At 40.2% G+C, this 20,696-nt stretch carries 20 protein-coding genes and 2 pseudogenes; 13 read left to right on the top strand and 9 right to left on the bottom strand.

Going from position 1 to position 20,696, the window contains the following annotated elements; all coding sequences use genetic code 11:
- Positions 1 to 55 precede the first annotated feature (55 nt).
- Entirely contained in the window at positions 56 to 2,278 is a 2,223-nt protein-coding gene (locus B7695_RS09300) for a RelA/SpoT family protein (RefSeq protein ID WP_084891298.1), read from the top strand.
- Between the two features lie 29 nt (positions 2,279 to 2,307).
- On the top strand, positions 2,308 to 2,751 hold the full coding sequence (dtd, locus tag B7695_RS09305) for a D-aminoacyl-tRNA deacylase (RefSeq protein WP_084891300.1): 444 nt from the start codon (positions 2,308 to 2,310) through the stop codon (positions 2,749 to 2,751).
- A gap of 38 nt (positions 2,752 to 2,789) precedes the next feature.
- Here the strand turns inward: dtd and B7695_RS09310 are convergent, their stop codons facing one another.
- From B7695_RS09310 to B7695_RS09330, 5 genes are all read right to left on the bottom strand, one after another.
- On the bottom strand, positions 2,790 to 3,203 hold the full coding sequence (locus B7695_RS09310) for a hypothetical protein (RefSeq protein WP_084891302.1): 414 nt from the start codon (positions 3,201 to 3,203) through the stop codon (positions 2,790 to 2,792).
- 18 nt (positions 3,204 to 3,221) lie between these two features.
- Positions 3,222 to 3,635: a hypothetical protein gene (locus B7695_RS09315; protein ID WP_084891304.1), complete on the bottom strand. Its 414-nt coding sequence runs from the start codon at positions 3,633 to 3,635 to the stop codon at positions 3,222 to 3,224.
- A gap of 119 nt (positions 3,636 to 3,754) precedes the next feature.
- A complete protein-coding gene (locus B7695_RS09320) occupies positions 3,755 to 4,465 on the bottom strand; it encodes a nicotinamide mononucleotide transporter (RefSeq protein ID WP_192855773.1) in 711 nt (236 codons plus the stop codon).
- Entirely contained in the window at positions 4,422 to 4,604 is a 183-nt protein-coding gene (locus B7695_RS11755) for a hypothetical protein (protein ID WP_084891306.1), read from the bottom strand. The genes B7695_RS09320 and B7695_RS11755 overlap by 44 nt, the downstream gene beginning before the upstream one ends.
- Positions 4,585 to 5,235 carry a metal-dependent transcriptional regulator gene (locus tag B7695_RS09330; RefSeq protein ID WP_084891308.1) on the bottom strand — a complete coding sequence of 217 codons (651 nt, stop codon included), beginning with the start codon at positions 5,233 to 5,235 and terminating at the stop codon, positions 4,585 to 4,587. The genes B7695_RS11755 and B7695_RS09330 overlap by 20 nt, the downstream gene beginning before the upstream one ends.
- 111 nt (positions 5,236 to 5,346) lie before the next feature.
- On the opposite strand from B7695_RS09330, the gene B7695_RS09335 reads away from it, so the two are divergent.
- The 3 genes from B7695_RS09335 (at position 5,347) to B7695_RS09345 (ending at position 7,790) form a co-directional block, all read left to right on the top strand.
- Positions 5,347 to 6,189, top strand: a complete 843-nt coding sequence (locus tag B7695_RS09335) for a metallophosphoesterase family protein (RefSeq protein WP_192855774.1) — start codon at positions 5,347 to 5,349, stop codon at positions 6,187 to 6,189.
- 75 nt (positions 6,190 to 6,264) lie between these two features.
- Entirely contained in the window at positions 6,265 to 6,702 is a 438-nt protein-coding gene (locus tag B7695_RS09340; protein ID WP_001166796.1) for an Rrf2 family transcriptional regulator, read from the top strand.
- Positions 6,703 to 6,770: 68 nt separating this feature from the next.
- Positions 6,771 to 7,790: a YdcF family protein gene (locus B7695_RS09345; RefSeq protein WP_084891312.1), complete on the top strand. Its 1,020-nt coding sequence runs from the start codon at positions 6,771 to 6,773 to the stop codon at positions 7,788 to 7,790.
- Between the two features lie 87 nt (positions 7,791 to 7,877).
- Here B7695_RS09345 and B7695_RS09350 read toward each other — a convergent pair whose 3' ends face one another.
- Positions 7,878 to 8,951 (bottom strand): DUF2974 domain-containing protein, encoded by a 1,074-nt coding sequence (locus B7695_RS09350; protein ID WP_084891314.1) that lies wholly within the window; start codon positions 8,949 to 8,951, stop codon positions 7,878 to 7,880.
- Between the two features lie 155 nt (positions 8,952 to 9,106).
- Here B7695_RS09350 and B7695_RS09355 point away from each other — a divergent pair, with 155 nt between their 5' ends.
- The 4 genes from B7695_RS09355 (at position 9,107) to B7695_RS09370 (ending at position 14,399) form a co-directional block, all read left to right on the top strand.
- Entirely contained in the window at positions 9,107 to 9,784 is a 678-nt protein-coding gene (locus tag B7695_RS09355) for a response regulator transcription factor (RefSeq protein WP_000548993.1), read from the top strand.
- On the top strand, positions 9,777 to 10,751 hold the full coding sequence (locus B7695_RS09360; protein ID WP_084891316.1) for a HAMP domain-containing histidine kinase: 975 nt from the start codon (positions 9,777 to 9,779) through the stop codon (positions 10,749 to 10,751). The genes B7695_RS09355 and B7695_RS09360 overlap by 8 nt, the downstream gene beginning before the upstream one ends.
- 798 nt (positions 10,752 to 11,549) lie before the next feature.
- Complete coding sequence (locus B7695_RS09365; RefSeq protein ID WP_004242726.1) at positions 11,550 to 13,061, top strand: ATP-binding cassette domain-containing protein; 1,512 nt, start codon at positions 11,550 to 11,552, stop codon at positions 13,059 to 13,061.
- A gap of 288 nt (positions 13,062 to 13,349) precedes the next feature.
- A complete protein-coding gene (locus tag B7695_RS09370; RefSeq protein WP_084891318.1) occupies positions 13,350 to 14,399 on the top strand; it encodes a DUF389 domain-containing protein in 1,050 nt (349 codons plus the stop codon).
- A gap of 242 nt (positions 14,400 to 14,641) precedes the next feature.
- Here the strand turns inward: B7695_RS09370 and thrS are convergent, their stop codons facing one another.
- The 3 genes and pseudogenes from thrS to B7695_RS11545 all read right to left on the bottom strand — a co-directional run bounded on the left by thrS (position 14,642) and on the right by B7695_RS11545 (position 17,282).
- Positions 14,642 to 16,585, bottom strand: a complete 1,944-nt coding sequence (gene thrS, locus B7695_RS09380) for a threonine--tRNA ligase (protein WP_084891320.1) — start codon at positions 16,583 to 16,585, stop codon at positions 14,642 to 14,644.
- A 40-nt stretch (positions 16,586 to 16,625) separates the two neighbouring features.
- A pseudogene (locus B7695_RS11760) lies at positions 16,626 to 16,834 on the bottom strand (hypothetical protein).
- A gap of 73 nt (positions 16,835 to 16,907) precedes the next feature.
- On the bottom strand, positions 16,908 to 17,282 hold the full coding sequence (locus B7695_RS11545; protein WP_084891322.1) for a hypothetical protein: 375 nt from the start codon (positions 17,280 to 17,282) through the stop codon (positions 16,908 to 16,910).
- 204 nt (positions 17,283 to 17,486) lie between these two features.
- Here B7695_RS11545 and rpsO point away from each other — a divergent pair, with 204 nt between their 5' ends.
- The 4 genes and pseudogenes from rpsO to B7695_RS09405 form a co-directional block, all read left to right on the top strand.
- Complete coding sequence (rpsO, locus tag B7695_RS09390; RefSeq protein WP_001018251.1) at positions 17,487 to 17,756, top strand: 30S ribosomal protein S15; 270 nt, start codon at positions 17,487 to 17,489, stop codon at positions 17,754 to 17,756.
- A 789-nt stretch (positions 17,757 to 18,545) separates the two neighbouring features.
- Positions 18,546 to 19,157: a CadD family cadmium resistance transporter gene (locus B7695_RS09395; RefSeq protein WP_084891324.1), complete on the top strand. Its 612-nt coding sequence runs from the start codon at positions 18,546 to 18,548 to the stop codon at positions 19,155 to 19,157.
- Between the two features lie 257 nt (positions 19,158 to 19,414).
- A complete protein-coding gene (locus B7695_RS09400; RefSeq protein WP_084891326.1) occupies positions 19,415 to 20,461 on the top strand; it encodes a FecCD family ABC transporter permease in 1,047 nt (348 codons plus the stop codon).
- A 1-nt stretch (position 20,462) separates the two neighbouring features.
- Positions 20,463 to 20,600 (top strand): annotated as a pseudogene (locus B7695_RS09405) (ATP-binding cassette domain-containing protein); the annotation flags it as partial.
- Between the last annotated feature and the right edge of the window lie 96 nt (positions 20,601 to 20,696).

Here is a 20,696-nt window from a genome sequence, read left to right on the forward strand (position 1 = left end):
AGTTTTCATATTCTTAAAAAAGTGATAAAATGGTAGGAAGAATTGGAGAGTAGAGATGCCAAAAGAAGTGAATTTAACAGGCGAAGAAGTTGTCGCTTTAACCAAAGAATATTTAACGGAAGAGGATGTCCATTTTGTCCATAAGGCCTTGGTCTATGCGGTGGATTGCCATAGTGGTCAATACCGCAAGTCAGGTGAGCCTTATATCATTCACCCTATCCAAGTGGCAGGTATTTTAGCCAAACTCAAGCTGGATGCTGTAACGGTAGCTTGTGGTTTCTTGCATGATGTGGTGGAAGATACTGATGCGACCTTGGACGATTTGGAAAGAGAGTTTGGTCCTGATGTACGGGTAATCGTTGATGGGGTTACCAAGCTTGGTAAGGTCGAGTACAAATCAATCGAGGAGCAATTAGCGGAAAACCACCGCAAGATGCTCATGGCCATGTCTGAGGACATCCGTGTTATCTTGGTCAAACTGTCTGACCGCTTGCACAATATGCGGACCCTGAAACACCTTCGAAAAGACAAGCAGGAGCGCATTTCCAAAGAAACTATGGAAATCTATGCACCACTTGCTCACCGTTTGGGGATTTCTAGCGTCAAATGGGAATTAGAAGACCTGTCTTTCCGTTATCTCAACCCAACGGAGTTTTACAAGATTACCCATATGATGAAGGAAAAGCGCAGAGAGCGTGAAGCCTTGGTGGATGAGGTAGTCACAAAATTAGAGGAATATACGACAGATCGTCACTTGAAAGGGAAGATTTACGGTCGTCCCAAGCATATTTACTCGATTTTTCGCAAAATGCAGGATAAGAGAAAACGGTTTGAGGAAATCTATGACCTGATTGCTATTCGTTGTATTTTGGATACCCAAAGTGATGTTTATGCCATGCTTGGTTATGTGCATGAGCTTTGGAAACCCATGCCTGGTCGTTTCAAAGACTATATCGCTAACCGCAAGGCCAATGGTTACCAGTCTATCCATACGACTGTTTATGGGCCAAAAGGACCTATTGAGTTCCAGATTCGAACTAAAGCCATGCACGAGGTGGCTGAGTACGGGGTTGCGGCTCACTGGGCTTATAAGAAAGGAGTTAAGGGGCAGGTTAACAGCAAGGAATCTGCTATTGGGATGAACTGGATTAAGGAGATGATGGAGCTCCAAGACCAGGCCGATGATGCCAAGGAATTTGTGGACTCTGTTAAGGAAAACTATCTGGCTGAGGAGATTTATGTCTTTACTCCAGATGGAGCTGTCCGTTCTCTTCCAAAAGATTCAGGACCGATTGACTTTGCCTACGAAATCCATACTAAAGTTGGTGAAAAAGCGACTGGTGCCAAGGTAAATGGTCGCATGGTTCCACTGACAACCAAGCTCAAGACAGGGGATCAGGTTGAAATTGTCACCAACCCCAACTCCTTTGGGCCGAGTCGTGACTGGCTCAACATGGTCAAGACCAGCAAGGCCCGCAACAAGATTCGTCAGTTCTTTAAAAATCAAGATAAGGAATTGTCTGTCAACAAGGGTCGTGAAATGCTGATGGCTCAGTTCCAAGAAAACGGCTATGTGGCCAATAAATTCATGGACAAGCGTCATATGGACCAAGTTCTGCAAAAGACCAGCTACAAGACAGAAGAATCCCTCTTTGCAGCCATTGGTTTTGGCGAAATCGGTGCCATTACCGTCTTTAACCGTCTGACTGAAAAGGAACGCCGTGAGGAAGAACGTGCCAAGGCCAAGGCGGAAGCAGAGGAACTTGTCAAAGGTGGCGAAATCAAGGTTGAAAACAAAGAAACCCTCAAGGTTAAGCATGAGGGTGGTGTGGTCATTGAAGGTGCCTCAGGTCTCCTAGTGCGAATTGCCAAGTGCTGTAATCCAGTTCCTGGTGATGATATTGTCGGCTATATTACCAAGGGGCGTGGTGTGGCTATTCACCGTGTGGACTGTATGAACCTGCGCGCCCAAGAAAACTACGAGCAACGTCTCCTTGATGTAGAATGGGAAGACCAGTATTCAAACTCAAATAAGGAGTATATGGCCCATATCGATATTTACGGCCTCAACCGTACAGGACTGTTGAACGATGTACTGCAAGTTCTTTCAAATACAACCAAGAATATTTCAACGGTCAATGCCCAACCAACCAAGGATATGAAATTTGCCAATATCCATGTGTCCTTTGGAATTGCTAACCTCTCGACGCTGACTACGGTCGTGGACAAGATTAAGAGTGTTCCAGAAGTTTACTCTGTCAAACGGACCAACGGCTAATTGTCCTAGCTCTTACTAGAAAGGCTATTATGAAAATCATTATCCAACGGGTTACAAAAGCCCAAGTGAGTATCGAAGGTCAGGTTCAGGGAAAAATCAATCAGGGGCTCTTATTGCTGGTTGGTGTTGGACCAGAGGACCAAGAGGAAGATTTGGACTATGCCGTGAGAAAGCTTGTCAATATGCGGATTTTTTCAGACGCAGAAGGCAAGATGAACCTATCTGTCAAAGATATTGAGGGGGAAATTCTCTCTATTTCTCAGTTTACCCTCTTTGCGGATACTAAGAAAGGCAATCGTCCAGCCTTTACAGGGGCAGCTAAGCCTGATATGGCATCAGACTTCTATGATGCTTTCAATCAAAAATTAGCGCAAGAAGTGCCCGTTCAGACAGGCATTTTTGGAGCAGATATGAAGGTTGAGCTGGTCAATGACGGACCTGTTACCATAATCCTAGATACTAAAAATAGATAAGAAAGACCAAGCCAAGCCGGCTTGGTTTTTCTTATCTATTATAAAATACTCCAAAATGAAATCTGTTTCTGATAGGCCTTGGGGAAGTCTCTTTTCAGGCTTTGGCAGGTGCGATAGGAAGGGATGAGATGGCCTAGGATGAGGAGGGTATCCTGAAGGAAAAGTGGGATGCTACTTAAAAATATCAAGGAGAGAATCATCAGGATATCCCATAGGAGAATTTGTAAGGCAAAACGCCAGAATCGCGGTCTAATCTGGGAATAGAGTTGACTAAAGTAGTCACAAAGCTGGTTGGACAGATAGGTCAATAGCACAGGATGAAAGAAAATGAGCCAACCACTGTAAATCAAAATCCAATCCCAAGTAAGCCCCCCTTTAAATGTCAAAAATGCCAGCATGATTCCATCAATGACAAGAAGTTGAATGGTTTTGATGTAGATAATTTTTTTCATGCTAAAACCTACTTTTCCCTAGAGACACTCCCACAAAGAGATATGTTTGTTGTAAAAGTCTAGATAGTTTTCTTTTAGGTAGTCCGCCGTCCTATAATATAAAGTAGAATGACAAGCAGTGACAATTGGCATAAGAGAGGGAGAACGCTGAGAACTAACGAAGGTTAAAAGGGCAAAAAATAGAAAATCAATGGTGAGAACCCCTAAATAGTAGAAGCGAATCTTTTTATTGATTTTAGGATAAATCTCAGCGAATTGATGTTTGAGTCGGACGACCAAGCGAAATAGCAGGAGTCCCTGAGCAAGGAGGAAAATAAAACCAGTGAGCAAGAGCCATTCGAAAGCTGTCTCGGGTCTTTTGCTAAAAACTGCGAATAGTAGCAAATCGATGACTGCAATTGCTGTAAAATGGATTCTAAAGAGATTTTTCATAAGATGACCTCCCTCTTTTATCTAGCTTCATTCTACTCCAAAAGAATGGAAGTTTCAACTAAAATGATAAAAAATTTTAGTAAGGAGACTCTGTTAGATTTCTTTATTTGATTTCCCTCTTATTGTTCCACTTCTTCATCGTTCCAGACAAATAAAGCTCCAATTGCATTGAGGATATAAAAGATGTATTTACCGATATTGGCAAAATTCCCTTGAATACCAGCTTTTGTCAGCTGAACAAAATTGTAAATCAACCAAAAGCTCCACTGAGTTGTTAGTTTCAATGCGTTAAAAGCATTGGCAATGAGAGACAGTGCAAAGGCAATAGTTGTCACGTAGGCAAGGAGATTCATCTTGCCTCCATAACCGATATAGTTGGTCACAAAGGCAAAGAGGAAGGCGATGATGGAAATGATGATGGCCGCTAATTTTAGCTGTTTTTGGCTCATTTTGTTGGGTCTGCCTTCTTGCGAAGCTTCCCATTTCTTTATGGCAAAGGTATAAATGAGGAAGGTGACAGGATAGGTGATAATGGCCGCTTTATTTCCAAGGATATAATCAATGCTACCAGACAAAATGGTATTGACAATGCCAAAGTAATTTCCCCATTTGCTTAATTTTCCCGTGAAACGAGTGGACAACATGGAAATCCCAACGTTGGTTACAGAAATCAATCCAAAGGGAACAAGAGCTGTCCATGGTCCCCAGTCTACAAATTTATCGAGACGGGAGTTGAGGTAGCCAGATGCAATCGCAATCCCAACGACCAAAGAAACCCCGAAGAGGTCAAACCATTTGGATGTCGCAAAAATTTTTAGTGATTTTTTCATATGTTAAAATATCTTTCTTCTTTTTTACAAATATTCTACAACTAAATGAAAGTAAAATCAAATGATAGAAATAAAACCCTGAAAATAAAAATTTCAGGGTTGGTAGGGGACTTGAGAAATTAGTCGATTTTTTCGACATAGAGTTGTTTGGCAATGTCCATACTTACTTGTAAATCCTCGTTTTTACTAAGGATAGTGAAGGTATTGCTGAAGCCATCAAACTGCTGGACTTGGAGCTGGTCACCGATGTGAAGTGAGTGCTTATCCAAATAACTGAGAATGTCAAAACTATCATGCACCCGAGTCAGGCGGTAGGCGCCAGCTTCCTTGATATCAGCTAGTGGCAGGTTATTGATTTCAACCAGAAGTTCTCCCTTGGCCGGAATGGTACCTCCGTGGGGGCAGGTCTTAGGGAAACCTAGCAGTTTATCCAGTCTTTCCACGAAGAGGTCAGAGACAGTATGTTCCAGGACCTCAGCTTCCTCGTGAATCTGGTCACTTGTATAGTCTAAATGATGGACTAGAAAAACTTCAATCAAGCGGTGTTTGCGATAGAGCTCAGAGACCAGTTTGAGTCCGAGGTCTGTCAGTAGATAGCCACATTCCTTGTCCTTAAGGATGAGGTTTTCACTTTTCATCCGTTTAATCATTTCAGTTACGGCAGGGGGAGAGACTTGCATGCGAGCCGCAATTTCCTTGTTGGTAATTTTATGCAGGTCTATGCCGATTTCATAAATACATTTTAGATAATCTTCTTTATTCGGGGTCATTCGCTTCCTCTTGTCTAATATCTTTATCTAGTATATCAAAAAAAGCTAGATTTCTCTAGCTGTGACTTTTTATGTTATACTTATTGCAAGAGAAAAAACGAGGAGATGAATATGACAAAAATAGCTCTTCTTTCAGATATTCATGGAAATACCACCGCCTTGGAGGCTATTTTGGCAGATGCTCGGCAGCTAGGAGTGGATGAATACTGGCTTTTGGGAGATATTCTCATGCCAGGGACAGGGCGAAGAAGGATTTTGGACTTGTTGGCTCAACTACCGATTACAGCTAGAGTTTTGGGAAACTGGGAAGACAGTCTTTGGCATGGTGTCCGCAAGGAATTGGATAGTACTCGTCCCAGCCAACGCTATCTATTGCGCCAGTGCCAGTATGTTTTAGAGGAAATTTCCTTAGAAGAAATTGAACTGCTCCACAATCAACCCCTCCAGATTCATCGTCAGTTTGGTGATTTGACGGTAGGAATTAGCCATCATCTGCCTGATAAGAACTGGGGACGAGAGTTGATTCATACTGGAGCGCAAGAGGATTTTGACCGCTTGGTGACCAACCCGCCTTGTGATATTGCTGTTTATGGTCATATTCACCAGCAGTTGCTTCGTTACGGGACTGGTGGGCAATTGATTGTCAATCCGGGTTCGATCGGCCAGCCTTTCTTTCTAGATGCTCAGTTACGGAAGGACTTGCGCGCCCAGTATATGATTTTGGAGTTTGATGATAAGGGCTTGGTAGATATGGATTTCCGACGGGTGGACTACGATGTGGCAGCTGAATTGCAGCTGGCTAAAGATCTGAAACTCCCTTATTTTGATGTTTACTATGAAAGTCTGGTCAATGGTATCCACCATACTCATCATCAGGAATTTTTGAGAGAATTGGCCCAGAAAGAGGGCTATGATAGGGAATTAGATGCTTGGTTGAAAAGTGGTAACGATTGACATTACAACTAAAAAGGGTATAATAAAAGAAAAGGAAGAGTAGAGGCAGGGTAGCCTCGTAAAAAGGAGAAGAGGATGCAAATTCCAAGTAGATTTACCATTGCGACTCATATGCTGATAATCATTGCCCTCAAGGGGAAGGAAAGCAAGGTGACCAGTGATTTTTTAGCTGCTAGTGTCGGGGTCAATCCTGTCATTATCAGAAAGACCTTGTCCCAGTTGAAGAAGGCAGAGCTGATTTCAGTAGCGCGTGGAACAGGTGGGACAGAGATTGTTAAGGATCTCAAGGATATTAGTCTTTTAGATGTTTATCAAGCGGTTGAGTGTCTTGGTAAGACAGGTCAACTCTTTAGTTTCCATGACAATCCAAATCCAAATTGCCCAGTTGGAGCTCATATTCATGATGTTTTGGATCAAAAATTGGAGAGAATCCAACTGGCTATGGAGGCTGAACTTGGTCAGACCAGTCTAGAACAAGTCGTGGCCGATGCAGAGAGTCAGATGAAGGAGTGAGAGGGATAGATGCCCTCTTTTTCTCTATGTAAAATTGTGATAAAATAGAATCATTAAAGGAGGAAGAAATGTATCTCGTTATAGGAATTGTATTAGCCTTTATAGTGTCATTTTGGAAGGATAATAGAAGTTTGTGGAATCCAGTATTATTCTTATTATCCCTCATTTCCAGTTATTTTTATCTAGGCTACCTTTTTTATCAAAATGGGTATGAGAAGATTCATTTCGCTTTTTTTATATTTCCCTTTATTTTACTTCCTTTTTTGCTTTTTCTAAGTGGCATCTTTCTAATCTATAATGGGGTCATTTTGTTGAAGCGAGAGGGACGTTCAAAGGCTAATTATCTCTCCATGCTCCTTGGAATAGTCATTTTGCTATTTTTTGCTTTGATGTCATTTCGATTGGGAGGACGACATGAATTATTTTACACCAATCACTTTCTAAATATTTTATTTGCATTTATTGCTTATTCTTACTTTATTTTTGGTTTTGCTTTTGTGGCTTTTATTCTGTACTCTATCTTGTATCTCTTTATTCCTAAGAGGAAGCATTATGATTTTATCATCATTCATGGTGCAGGTTTGTTAGACGGAGAAAAGGTAACACCTTTGCTAAAGAGGAGAATTGATAAGGCAGTGGAAGCTTACCACAAGTCTAAGAATCCTCATATCAAAATCATAGCTAGCGGTGGTCAAGGAGGAGATGAGAAGATTTCTGAAGCGCAGGCCATTACAAACTATCTGCTTGAAGAGACAGACGTTCCCCAAGATGTTGTTATCCTAGAGGATCAATCAAGGACTACCTACGAGAACCTTCTCTTTTCTAAGGAACTTGGTGAGAAACTGGTAGCCAAACCTAAATTTCTCTTTGTTACAAATGACTATCATGTTTTTCGTACCAGCACCTATGCTCGTAAGTTAAATATGAAGGGAGATGGCCTCGGATGTAGGACGGCAGGCTACTACATACCATCTGCTTTTATTCGGGAGTACGTAGCGCTCTGTGTCAAGATGAAATGGCTCTTCCTTGCCTTTTATGTCCTGCTATCAGTCCTCATCTTGATAGCCTACAAAGGGATTATTTGGTAGTCAGATTCTATTTTAAAAGACCTAGAATGCACATGAAAGTATGTATTCTAGGTCTTTTGTTTTGTATACATTTATTTTTGAAAGGTATTATCTATTCTTCCAAGCTTGGTAACGGGTATCAATCAATAATTGGGTAAGGCGACCCATAGTTTCCCTTTCTTCTGGAGTGAGGGATTGAGCTTGGACAAAGAGATGATGAATGTGCTCGATAGCCTTGAAGGAAGACAGGTCATTGATAGAGGTGATACCAGCATCAAGAATACTGCCAAAGAAGAGGTCGAAGTAAAGTTGGAGTTCCTCGTCAGGGACTGTGGCCACCCACTCCTTGAAGGTTGTGTCAACTTGTTGGCTATCACTGTTGGTCTTGTCCAGTTGAACGAAGTGTTTGTTCTCAATCTGCCAACTAAAGGTATCATGCTGGGCGATACCACCTAAGGCAGTACTGTGCACGATGATTTGGTGATTAGGGATTTCTAGCATCATACCGATAATGGAACCTTGTGGGATGAAGACCTTGGTTCTATCCATTATCCTTTGATAGCCCTCAGTTTGTGTCAGTTCTTTGTGGAGACCAGGCGCATCAAAGGTATAAACTGCTGTGATTTGATCTTGCAAGTTTTGCTCAATTTGACTAGTAGCATAGATAGCTAGATTTCCTCCCTTGGAATGCCCAGCCAGAATGACCTTTTGCTTAGGATGGTGGGCAAAAAAGTTCTTTAAATATCGGAGGGCATGCTTTTGAGCAGGAATTTCCTTCATATAGGTCAGGTGGAAATCTTCCTTCCAGCCAATGATACTGTCATCTGTCCCACGAAAGACAATCAGATAGGTATTGAGAGTGAGGCGGTAAGTCATAGCCGCAAATTGCTTTTGCAGTTCAGGGTCGATGTCGTTGATAAAATGGGAGAGTTTGCAATTTTTGAAGCGTTTGTGTTGAGACAATTCATCCAATAACTGGAGGCGATTTTTACTGGTCAACATGTTAGGCTCCCTTGGAACCTGAGGTGCCAGGTCTAAAAGTCGCTGAGGAGCTGTGGAGACCAAATTATCAAAGGAGAGGTAGGTGATTTCTGTTAAGGCTAGAATGTCTAACTCATTCAAAGGAAGGTCGTAAAAGGAATCGTATGCGACATCTTTCAGATAGTCAAAAATATTGGCCATAAGAGCTCCTTTCTTTTTATTTATCTTATCAAATTTCCCTCAAATTAGCTACTAGGCTTGCCTCACTATGTTGGTTAAAAACAAGCTATGTCAAATTCAGTTTCAGGCCTTCTAGCATGGAAAAATCTGTTATAATAATAGAAAAGGAGGAGCGCATGCACAAGATTTTATTAGTAGAAGATGATCAGGTCATTCGTCAACAGGTCGGGAAAATGCTCTCTGAATGGGGATTTGAAGTGGTTCTGGTAGAAGACTTTATGGAAGTTTTGAGTCTATTTGTCCAGTCGGAGCCTCATCTGGTCCTCATGGATATTGGACTGCCCTTGTTTAATGGCTATCACTGGTGTCAGGAAATTCGCAAGATTTCCAAGGTTCCCATCATGTTTCTGTCTTCGAGAGACCAGGCTATGGATATTGTCATGGCAATCAATATGGGGGCGGATGACTTTGTGACCAAGCCTTTTGACCAGCAGGTTCTTTTAGCCAAGGTTCAGGGCTTGTTGCGCCGTTCCTATGAGTTTGGGCGTGACGAGAGTTTACTGGAATATGCTGGTGTTATCCTTAATACCAAATCAATGGATGTACATTATCAAGGGCAAGTCTTGAATTTGACCAAGAACGAATTTCAGATTTTACGCGTTTTATTTGAGCATGCAGGCAACATCGTAGCGCGTGACGACCTCATGCGGGAACTTTGGAATAGTGATTTTTTCATTGATGATAATACCCTCTCTGTCAATGTGGCTCGTTTGCGTAAAAAGTTGGAAGAGCAGGGCTTGGTAGGATTTATCGAGACCAAGAAAGGGATAGGGTACGGACTGAAGCATGCTTGATTGGAAACAATTTTTTCTGGCCTATCTGCGCTCCCGTAGTCGTCTTTTTGTCTATCTGCTTTCTTTAACATTTCTGATTTTGCTCTTTCAGTTTTTATTTGCCAGTTTGGGAATTTACTTTCTCTATTTTTTCCTCTTGTGTTGCTTTGTAACCATCTTATTTTTCACTTGGGATATATTGGCGGAGATGCAGGTCTATCGTCAGGAAATTCTCTATGGGGAGAGGGAAGCCAAATCTCCTTTGGAAATAGCTTTAGCAGAAAAATTAGAAGCGCGTGAGATAGAACTTTATCAGCAGAGGTCAGACGCAGAAAGAAAATTGATGGATTTGCTGGATTACTATACCTTGTGGGTCCATCAGATAAAGACCCCCATTGCAGCTAGTCAACTCTTAGTTGCAGAAGTAGCCGACCGCCAACTGAAGCAGCAGTTGGAACAGGAAATTTTCAAGATTGACTCCTATACCAATCTAGTCTTACAGTACCTGCGTTTAGAAAGTTTCCATGATGATTTGGTCTTAAAGCAGGTTCAAATTGAGGACTTGGTCAAGGAAATAATTCGTAAATATGCTCTTTTCTTTATTCAAAAAGACCTAAATGTCAATCTACATGACCTTGATAAAGAAATCGTGACGGATAAAAAGTGGCTACTAGTGGTCATTGAGCAAATCATCTCAAACAGTCTCAAGTACACCAAGGAAGGTGGTCTGGAGATTTATATGGAAGACCAGGAACTCTGTATCAAGGATACGGGAATCGGGATAAAAAACAGTGATGTCCTCCGAGTCTTTGAACGTGGCTTTTCAGGATATAATGGCCGCCTAACTCAGCAGTCATCTGGACTTGGTCTTTACCTATCCAAGAAAATTTCTGAAGAACTGGGTCACCAGATTCGTATTGAGTCTGAGGTTGGAAAAGGAACGACAGTGCGAATTCAGTTTGCTCAAGTGAACCTAGTCCTTGAGTGAGAAGAGACAATGAGTTTTTACCCAATCTCTTTTTGCTATATTTCAGGATATTTGAAGACTGTTTTTTACAAAACCAATAATAGAATTTTTAATACGGAATATAGTATAAATACTGGTTCAAAGTGAAGTTTTGTATGCTTTATACTTTTGTTGAGCATAAAATCTATAAACTAAGGGTGAATTACAAAAATTAATTTGAGATGAAGTGAATTGTAGACTTGGGAAATGTCTCCTATTCGATTTCAGAATGAATCGTTGATACAGGATTAAAAGAACTGCAGCTTTCTTTTTATTTTGAATGAGATAGGTGTATATAGATTTGTGTAACTGGTGTAGAACTGTTTCCAAGAATTTATTGAATGTATCGAATACACACATTCTATTGATTTTGAACCAGTTTTTAATTTCTAAATGTTATAATAGTTTTATCAAGTAAAAGGAGACTACCATGATTGGAGACAATATAAAATTCTTACGAAAATCACATAATCTGATATAACCAGAATTTTCACGGATTGTGGGTGTGTCACGAAATAGCCTAAATCGTTAGAAAAACTGAAAAAGCTTACTTTCAATAGAAGTATTGGAAATATTCATTTTACATCTATCAAAGAAACATGGGATAGACCTATATTTTACAAAATAGCAAATTATATTTTGAATGATAGTAAAAACTGCAGTACTTGTGTGATTTACAATTATTGCACTCAATGTCCGAGTATCGTACTATCTGAAATAAGGAATAGTAGAGATTGTTCTGCGATATGTAAAAAAACGCATTAGCAAGGAGTATCGTATATGCTACCATATCTTAAAACTATTAGATGGTATCTCTTCTTTAATTTTCTTTTTGGTGTAGTATCGAATATCTGCACAGCTTTGTTACCGTATTTCACGCAGGCATTAATCAAAGGGGATTATCAAGTAGCTCTATATGGTTACTCTATGTCAGTGGCAGGCTATTTGAGTTGTAACTATATCCAAATGATACTTGATTGGAAGCAGGGGATTATCTTTTCGACTACTTTGAAAAATGAGTGGTTTCGTTCACTTCTGGGACTCAGTCACCACGATTTCAAGCAGAAAACAGTAGCAGAGTATATTTCCTATCAATCTAATGACCTAGATTCGTTGGAAAAGGATTACCTTCCTCCATTGATGAGTTTTATCAAACAAATTTTACGTATCATCATTTACGCTTTCATTATTAGCAGAACAATTAATCCTATTGTATCACTGATTTTAATCTTTTCTACTGGAATTAGTATTCAAATTCCTAAAATCGTTGGGAAGTTGACGGCTAATCGTAGACAGGTTTACTTGAAAAAACAAGGAGATTACTATCGAACTTTGGAGGATTTGCTCATGGGACATCATTTGGTAAATAAACTAACTATGTCGCATTTTTTGAATCAACAAAAGAGTTCTCTAAAGAATTTGCAGGATAAGTATTTTAAGTATGGTTTGACAAAAATTACAGGCATCTTATTGACAGGTGTTTCTTTTGAATTCATTAGTCTTGTTCTGTTTATTTATTTAGCCTACTCTCTATCTCACCAGCAACTCGGTATTCCTGAGGTGGTGGCGAGTTTCGGATATATTAATGCTTTTTCTGAACCAATACAGGAAATCCTTTATGATTTACAAATGTTAGAGTCCGTAAAGCCTGTAATCAAGAGTTTTCAAAACATTGTTGGGAGACCCGTTTCAGTTCAAGCACCTCAACATTCTTTTGATACGATTACTTTGAAAAACATTTCCAAACAACTGGGAGAATCAAAATTGATAATTACTTCCGCTACGATTCAAAAAGGGGATAAAATTGCGCTTATTGGTAAGAATGGGTCTGGAAAAAGTAGTCTTCTCAACATTTTAAATGGAACAGATGAAGATTTTGAAGGACAAATTGTGCTAGATGGGCTTGTTTTGGATCATCTTTGGGGAAGATTCGGTATGATTCTGCAACAAGAACATACATTTATTTCGAGTTATGAAAATAATGTAACGCTATTCAATAGTTTCAATGAAAAATTCAGAGAAGAAGATTTTGAAAAAATTCCACCACAATCTCTGTCAGGTGGTCAGCAACAACGAATGTATTTAAATCGTGAGAAAAATCGTAAAAATCCATTGCTTATCCTAGACGAACCTTTCTCTGCCTTGGATACTAATCAGTTTAAAATGGAATTGGAAAGAGTTCTGGAACTACCAAGTGCCGTCATTGTTACTTTACATCGCCAAAACGAATTATTAAGTAAGTTTGACCAAGTTTGGGAAATTAAGAATGGAGAACTTGTAATTTTGAAATAGCTAAATTATAAAGAATAAAACGCATAGTATCAAGGTTCTTCTGATACCGTTTTTCCTTCTTCGGATAAGGAAACAAAAATTTCTTGCTTCATCTATCTGTTCAATTGATCGATTCGTCAGAGAAAGACTGTAAAATTTTTGATATAATGTTAAGAATGGACTGACGGATATTTAAAGGATAATTTCAAAAGAATAACAGGTGAGAAGAAAAATATGTAAGATTGGATAGAAGTCTCTCTACCATCATCCATGCAGAAACAAGACTATATGAAATAAAAGGAGTAACCAATGACCGGAAACTATTCAACACGTGAATACCGTGAGAAATTATATGATGATCTTCATGTTCGATTAAGAGATACAGTGATTTTGATGTGTGCGATTTTTATTGCCTCTATCGGCCTAAATATGAATTCAACAGCTGTTATTATTGGAGCCATGCTGATTTCCCCTCTTATGACACCGATTGTTGGACTCGGATTTGGTTTAGCTATTTTTGATACGCGTTTAATCAAGCAATCTCTAGAGGTTTTATTTACTCAAGTATTGGTCAGCTTGCTTGTATCAGCTCTGTATTTTTGGATTTCTCCCTTATCTTATGAAAGTAGCGAATTGATTGCACGAACCTCTCCAACCATTTGGGATGTTCTCATTGCTATTGCTGGTGGGATAGCAGGTGTAATTGGCTCAAGGAAAAAAGAAGCAAATAATATCGTTCCAGGAGTAGCTATTGCAACAGCTCTGATGCCACCTATCTGTACTGCAGGTTACGGTTTAGCTAATGGAAATGTACGATTTTTATTTGGAGCTCTCTATCTTTTCTTGATCAACTGTGTTTTTATCATGCTAACCAACATTGTTGGAACCAGAATTTTGATGAGAAAATCTCCCTTAAGTTCATTTAAAGAGCTAAACATTAAAATGAGAATTGGCTTGATATCCTTGATTGTATTATTGATTCTTCCAGCCAGCTATTCAGCAGTCACTCTGACGATAGATCAAGCGCGAAAAGAAGGAATCAAACAGTTTGTAGGAAAAGAGTTCGCCAATCATACGGTCATTAATCAAGTCTATAAGTCAAGGAACAATGAATTGGTCTTGACGGTTGTTGGAGATCCGATTTCAGAAGAAGAATTAGAAACGCTCCACCAAAAACAAGCCTCTTACGGTATTCAATCTGTTCAATTGAAAGTCAATCAAGTCCATAATTCGACAAAATTAGACAGTGATACGACCAAGGAATTTTATGAAACCATTAACAAGTATATCGATCAAAAACTCTCTGAAAAGGATTCACAAAAAGATCTCGTAAAAGAAAATGAAGCAGACAAGGATTGAGGATATTGACTTTATCTAACTCATGAAAGCAAATCTTGTGTGGTGATTTGGTCAATCACTACTAGCTCGGATTAAATAATACTCTTCGAAAATCTCTTCAAACCACGTCAGCGTCGCCTTACCGTACTCAAGTACAGCTTGCGGCTAGCTTCCTAGTTTGCTTTTTGATTTTCATTGAGTAAAAATATAAAAAGCAACAGCTGTTTCAGTTGTTGCTTTTTAGCTAGCTAGGATTTTATCTCTTATTTCTCAACTCGTGATTTGTTGGCGATATCAGCAAGGATAGCTTGAACAAAGTCATCAACTGAGACAGTTTGTGTTTCTTTTTGGCCGTAGCGACGAACGTTGACTGTTCCGTCTTCCATTTCCTTGTCTCCAACAATCAATTGGTAAGGAATCTTGCTTGTTTGTGAAGCACGGATCTTGAACTGCATTTTTTCATTGCGCTCATCTACGTCTGCACGGACACCGCGGTCACGGAGTTTCTTCGCCACTTCCCAAGCGTAGTCCACGTGTTTTTCGTTAGATACTGGGATGAGGGTTACTTGGTGTGGTGCAAGCCATGTTGGGAAGGCACCCTTGTAGTTCTCAATCAAAATAGCTGTGAAGCGTTCCATAGTTGAGATAACCCCACGGTGGATCATAACTGGACGGTGCTCTTCGCCATCAGCTCCGATGTATTTAAGGTCGAAGCGTTCTGGAAGCAAGAAGTCAAGTTGGATAGTAGAAAGAGTTTCTTCTTTTCCAAGAGCGGTCTTAACTTGAATATCCAATTTTGGTCCGTAGAAGGCTGCTTCACCTTCGGCTTCAAAGTAGTCCACGCCCATTTCATCAAGGGCTGCACGAAGCATAGTTTGGGCATTTTCCCACATCTCATCGTTGTCAAAGTACTTATGAGTATCTTGAGGGTCACGAAGAGAGAGGCGGAAGCGGTATTCAGTCAAGTTGAAATCTTCATAAACATCGATAATCAACTGAAGAGCACGTTGGAATTCTTCTTGGATTTGTTCTGGAGTCACAAAGAGGTGACCGTCGTTGAGTGACATTTCACGTACACGTTGAAGACCAGTGAGGGCACCAGATTTTTCATAACGGTGCATCATACCGATTTCAGCGATACGGATTGGCAACTCACGATAAGAGTGAACATGGTGTTTGAAGACTTGGATGTGGTGCGGGCAGTTCATTGGACGAAGGACAAATTCTTCCCCGTCACCCATGTCCATAGTTGGGAACATGTCTTCTTGGTAATGATCCCAGTGACCAGAAGTCTTGTAAAGTTCAACAGAAGCAAGTGGTGGAGTGTAAACGTGTTGGTAGCCAGAAGCCAACTCTTTGTCTACGATGTAGCGTTCCAACTCACGACGAATAGTCGCACCATTTGGCAACCAGAATGGAAGTCCTTGACCAACCTCTTGTGAAATCATAAAGAGGTCAAGCTCTTTACCAAGTTTACGGTGGTCACGTTCTTTGGCTTCTTCACGCATTTGGAGGTAGTTTTTCAAGTCTTTCTTGTCAAACCAAGCTGTACCATAGATACGTTGCATCATAGCGTTGCCGCTATTTCCACGCCAGTAAGCACCTGCTACATGGAGAAGGTGGAAGATTTGGATACGGCCTGTTGATGGGACGTGAGGCCCACGGCAAAGGTCTACATATTCACCCTGACGATAGATAGTCAAACCACCTTCGTCTTCAGAGTGTTCTTCAATCAATTCCAACTTGTAAGGGTCGTTCTTGAAGATTTCACGTGCCTCGTCTTTAGTAACTTCTTCACGGATTGATGGGAAGTTTTCTTTGACAATTTTTTGCATTTCTTCTTCGATACGAGGAAGGTCTTCGTTAGAGATTTGACCAGCTGTGTTGTCAGTATCGTAGTAGAAACCATCTTCGATAGCTGGACCAACTCCCAAGTGAATGTCTGGGAAAAGACGACGAGCTGCTTGGGCGAACAAGTGAGCAGCTGAGTGACGCAAGATTGGAAGGGCATCTTCGTGATCAGGTGTCACAATTTCGATGCTTCCATCTTCAGTGATAGCACGAGTAGTGTCTATGAGTTTGCCGTTGAATTTACCAGCTAATGCTTTCTTAGCTAGGGAATTGCTGATAGATTGGGCAATTTCAAAAGTAGTAACGCCAGATTCGAATTCACGAACAGCGCCATCTGGGAAAGTAATGTTAATCATGATGTTCTCCTTACTTATATTATTGACGAATGTGTGAACCCTATTCTGAAAACAGGGACAGAGGATTGTGAAAGTTAGAAAAACAAAAAGCGACATCCTCAAAAGGACGTCGCAACGTGGTTCCACCTTCATTTATGTACCTCAAAAGAGAGGGACACCTCTGATTGGCTCTAACGTGGCCACCGTTTTATGTTTTCATAAAAAACTCAAGAGTAGTATCAGTTTAGGCTTCCTATGCGTTTCCAGCAACCACGCACTCTCTAGTAGAAAGGGACTAAGTGACTTGTCTCTATGGATTATTATAGCATGATTGTGAGATTTTTCAAGGATTTTGTGAAAGTTTTTTGTTTTTCATTTTTTGTAGAATATGCTTGATGCCAATACCGGAAGCCATGCCCACCAGAGCCAAGGTTTCATAGATTAGCAAGTAAATTAGTATAAACTTACCAAAAGTTATGATAGTAAAGCAAAAGAGCAGTCCGTTACCAATTAACCACCAAAGTGAGAAACGGAAACGGTAGCTATAGAGTAGCGATATAATCAAGATTACCAGAGGTGTAAAGAAGAGAATATTATTTACGTAGAGACTCTTGAGCAAAAGGGGGTCAGAAATAATTAGTGATAACAACTGATAAAGTGGCCAATAAAAGAAAAATATGACCAGATAGTAGGGGAGATGGGAATAGAATCTACGCATGATAATCACCTCGTTTTAAAAAACAGACAACTTGGATTTCTTACTATGATTATTATAGCATGTTTAAAACAAGAAAGTAAATCTGTTGACAAAGAAGTTAGTTATTGGTAGAATAGGGATTGTCGTAAAGACAAATAACTTCTTCTTGGTTACAGGCATGCCAACCTGTCACTCGGATGAAGCCAAATAAAAAGGAGAAACATCATGGCAATCTCAAAAGAGAAAAAAAATGAAATTATCGCACAATATGCACGTCACGAAGGTGATACAGGTTCAGTAGAGGTTCAAGTTGCTGTCCTTACTTGGGAAATCAACCACCTTAACGAACACATCAAACAACACAAAAAAGACCACGCTACTTATCGTGGATTGATGAAGAAAATCGGTCGCCGTCGTAACTTGCTTGCATACTTGCGTAAAAACGACGTTAACCGTTACCGTGAGTTGATTAACTCTCTAGGACTTCGTCGCTAATCTTGCGTCTAAACCGTTTCTATACTTCGTTGGCTTCGGCTCGATGTACCATTAGTACAATCTTCGCCTCGTCGCCTAGTCTATAAACGGGTTATCCAGCAAGACTGGAGCTCTCTGATTTTCAGAGGGCTTTTTACGTTGTCACCTTACCTTGGTATGCTCAAGTATTATCTTCGGTTACGGTTCCTAGCACTGTAAGGTAAAATAAACCAGAATGATCTCCCTTCGGGGAGTTTTTTTTGTTTCACTAAAAATTTTGTACAATCTTCGGCTTACCGCCTAGTCTATAAACGGTTTATCCAGCAAGAATTATGATGCTAAGGGCGTTAAAAATCCGTATGAAAATAGGGAAAGGACACCGTGTTCGATGAACACAAGGAGTTTCATCTTTTTCACTAGGATTTTAGCCCGGATTCAAATCAGCTCTCTGATTTTCAGAGGGCTTTTTTATTGAGGTTTTATCGGTCACAATTTTGGAGACTACAAAAACCTCAAATGGTATCAGCTAATTACACCATAAAGGTGCGTAGCTACTCGGCTTGAAAAGCCGAGTAGCTGTCTGCAAGCCCCCTCGGAGAGCCTACACTTTACGAAGTAAAGTATAATGTGTTATACTTTACATGGAAGTAGTCACGAATTCCAGTTAGAAATTACTTTGTAACGACGTTTTGAGGAGGAGTAAAATGCTTTCCTATGTTCGACATTACCCACTAGCGATAGCTAAATTAATGTGTCTGTGCTTTCCTAAAATCTACTGATTTATTACTGACCAATACAGGAGGTTTTTTTATGGGACAGACAATCATATCTGCTATTGGTGTTTATATTTCCACCAGTATCGATTATTTAATTATTTTATTTATTTTATTTGCACAGCTATCACAGAATAAACAAAAATGGCATATTTATGCGGGACAATATCTAGGCACAGGCTTACTTGTAGGGGCGAGTTTAGTTGCTGCGTATGTCGTTAATTTCGTGCCTGAAGAATGGATGGTTGGATTGCTTGGTTTAATCCCTATCTATTTAGGGATTCGCTTTGCAATTGTTGGAGAAGGTGAGGAAGAAGAGGAAGAAATTATTGAAAGATTAGAACAAAGCAAGGCAAATCAACTGTTTTGGACAGTTACATTGCTGACAATTGCGTCTGGCGGAGATAATTTAGGTATCTATATACCTTATTTTGCTTCGTTAGATTGGTCACAGACCCTCGTGGCGTTGCTTGTGTTTGTAATCGGCATAATTATCTTTTGCGAGATTAGTCGGGGGTTATCCTCTATTCCGTTAATATTCGAGACAATTGAAAAATACGAGCGAATCATTGTGCCCTTAGTATTCATTCTACTTGGACTATACATCATGTATGAAAATGGCACGATAGAGACTTTTCTGATCGTGTAGATTTTTTTGTTTCACTAGGATTTTAGCCCGGGCTCAAATCAGCTCTCTGACTTCAGAGGGCTTTTTATGCTGTCACCTTACCTCGATATGCTCAAGTATTATCTTTGGTTACGGTTCCTAGCACTGTATGGAAAAACCAACCATAATTTTTCTGATTTTAATTGTATTTTTTCCATAGCTTGTTACACAGTTGAAAATATGGTATACTTTTCATTAGAATTTTCTAAATTTTTAAGATTCTATCAAAGGAGGTTTGCATGCTTTCCAAATTTTCTGGAAGCCGACAAGACCAGCAATTTGTGTTACTTTTAGTTGTTTTGCTAGGTATTTTAGGGATTTCTCTCTTTCTAGCAGTTTCAATGGGATCTGTTGCGATTGATCTAGGAGATACCTATCGGATTATTTTGAGCAGGTTGGGATTTTCTCTTGAGATAGGAGAGGTTTCCAAGTCTACTCTTGCCATTGTATGGAACATGAGATTCCCCCGAGTATTGTTAGGTTTGATAGTGGGGGCTGGTCTTTCTATGTGTGGTAGCGTGATGCAGTCTACAGTGAACAATCCCATCGCAGAGCCTTATGTCTTAGGAATATCTGCGGGTGCAACTCTAGGGGCAACCTTGAGCATCATTCTTGGTTTCAAAGTGATGATTAGCCTTGGAGCTTTTCTTGGAGCTATTTTGGCAACAATTGCTGTCCTCATCATTGCCTCTATGCAGGGAAGGATGACGACTTCCAGTCTGATCTTATCAGGAACGGTGGTCAACGCTCTCTTTCTGGCTTTTTCAAACTTTATTATATCAGTTGGCGCTAATGCGGATAGTGTGATGACCATTAAGTTTTGGACCATGGGATCGCTCGCTGGGACTTCCTGGGCAGACTTAATCCTGCCAACTATAGTAGTAGGAATAGCCTTTCTATTTTTCTCTACTCAGTATCGTGTTTTCAATGCGATGATGATGGGAGATGAGGCTGCTTTAACTTTGGGGATTCCCTTACGCTTTTATTGGTATCTTTATGTGACAATGGTGGCTGTGCTGACAGCAGTCTTAGTGGCAACCTGTGGGATTATTGGATTTGTCGGTCTGATTACTCCACATTTAGCTCGAGGGTTAGTAGGAACGAATTACAAGAGGCTTTTTCCTGTTGCAACCTTGCTGGGTGCCCTCTTTGTCATCTGGGCAGACGTACTCTCTCGTATCATCATTCCAAACGCAGAGCTTCCTATTGGTATTTTCACAGCCTTAGTAGGTGCTCCCTTCTTTATCTACATTGTTGGAGGTAGGCGAAGGGAGGTGAGGGTCTGATATGGACTTGATTTGTCAAGATATCCATTTTGGACTAGGAGAGAAAAAAATCCTCAAAGGAGTCTCTCTTAAAGTTGAGGGGCATCAATTTCACACGATACTAGGACCAAATGGAAGTGGAAAAACCAGCCTGCTTAAACGAGCCCACTGAAAAAGTCATCAACTTGATGGCTTTTTTGTTATACTAGAGATGAGGTGAAATCATGCTTGATAATCAGTTAACTATGGATGTCAG

Source organism: Streptococcus mitis, assembly GCF_002096845.1.
Taxonomy (GTDB): Bacteria; Bacillota; Bacilli; order Lactobacillales; family Streptococcaceae; genus Streptococcus; species Streptococcus mitis_A.

Excerpts from the sequence above, each read along its gene's own strand:
- B7695_RS09300 (WP_084891298.1), top strand. The coding sequence starts at position 56 with ATGCCAAAAGAAGTGAATTTAACAGGCGAAGAAGTTGTCGCTTTAACC.
- dtd (WP_084891300.1), top strand. The coding sequence starts at position 2,308 with ATGAAAATCATTATCCAACGGGTTACAAAAGCCCAAGTGAGTATCGAA.
- B7695_RS09310 (WP_084891302.1), bottom strand. The coding sequence starts at position 3,203 with ATGAAAAAAATTATCTACATCAAAACCATTCAACTTCTTGTCATTGAT.
- B7695_RS09315 (WP_084891304.1), bottom strand. The coding sequence starts at position 3,635 with ATGAAAAATCTCTTTAGAATCCATTTTACAGCAATTGCAGTCATCGAT.
- B7695_RS09320 (WP_192855773.1), bottom strand. The coding sequence starts at position 4,465 with ATGAAAAAATCACTAAAAATTTTTGCGACATCCAAATGGTTTGACCTC.
- B7695_RS11755 (WP_084891306.1), bottom strand. The coding sequence starts at position 4,604 with ATGTCGAAAAAATCGACTAATTTCTCAAGTCCCCTACCAACCCTGAAA.
- B7695_RS09330 (WP_084891308.1), bottom strand. The coding sequence starts at position 5,235 with ATGACCCCGAATAAAGAAGATTATCTAAAATGTATTTATGAAATCGGC.
- B7695_RS09335 (WP_192855774.1), top strand. The coding sequence starts at position 5,347 with ATGACAAAAATAGCTCTTCTTTCAGATATTCATGGAAATACCACCGCC.
- B7695_RS09340 (WP_001166796.1), top strand. The coding sequence starts at position 6,265 with ATGCAAATTCCAAGTAGATTTACCATTGCGACTCATATGCTGATAATC.
- B7695_RS09345 (WP_084891312.1), top strand. The coding sequence starts at position 6,771 with ATGTATCTCGTTATAGGAATTGTATTAGCCTTTATAGTGTCATTTTGG.
- B7695_RS09350 (WP_084891314.1), bottom strand. The coding sequence starts at position 8,951 with ATGGCCAATATTTTTGACTATCTGAAAGATGTCGCATACGATTCCTTT.
- B7695_RS09355 (WP_000548993.1), top strand. The coding sequence starts at position 9,107 with ATGCACAAGATTTTATTAGTAGAAGATGATCAGGTCATTCGTCAACAG.
- B7695_RS09360 (WP_084891316.1), top strand. The coding sequence starts at position 9,777 with ATGCTTGATTGGAAACAATTTTTTCTGGCCTATCTGCGCTCCCGTAGT.
- B7695_RS09365 (WP_004242726.1), top strand. The coding sequence starts at position 11,550 with ATGCTACCATATCTTAAAACTATTAGATGGTATCTCTTCTTTAATTTT.
- B7695_RS09370 (WP_084891318.1), top strand. The coding sequence starts at position 13,350 with ATGACCGGAAACTATTCAACACGTGAATACCGTGAGAAATTATATGAT.
- thrS (WP_084891320.1), bottom strand. The coding sequence starts at position 16,585 with ATGATTAACATTACTTTCCCAGATGGCGCTGTTCGTGAATTCGAATCT.
- B7695_RS11545 (WP_084891322.1), bottom strand. The coding sequence starts at position 17,282 with ATGCGTAGATTCTATTCCCATCTCCCCTACTATCTGGTCATATTTTTC.
- rpsO (WP_001018251.1), top strand. The coding sequence starts at position 17,487 with ATGGCAATCTCAAAAGAGAAAAAAAATGAAATTATCGCACAATATGCA.
- B7695_RS09395 (WP_084891324.1), top strand. The coding sequence starts at position 18,546 with ATGGGACAGACAATCATATCTGCTATTGGTGTTTATATTTCCACCAGT.
- B7695_RS09400 (WP_084891326.1), top strand. The coding sequence starts at position 19,415 with ATGCTTTCCAAATTTTCTGGAAGCCGACAAGACCAGCAATTTGTGTTA.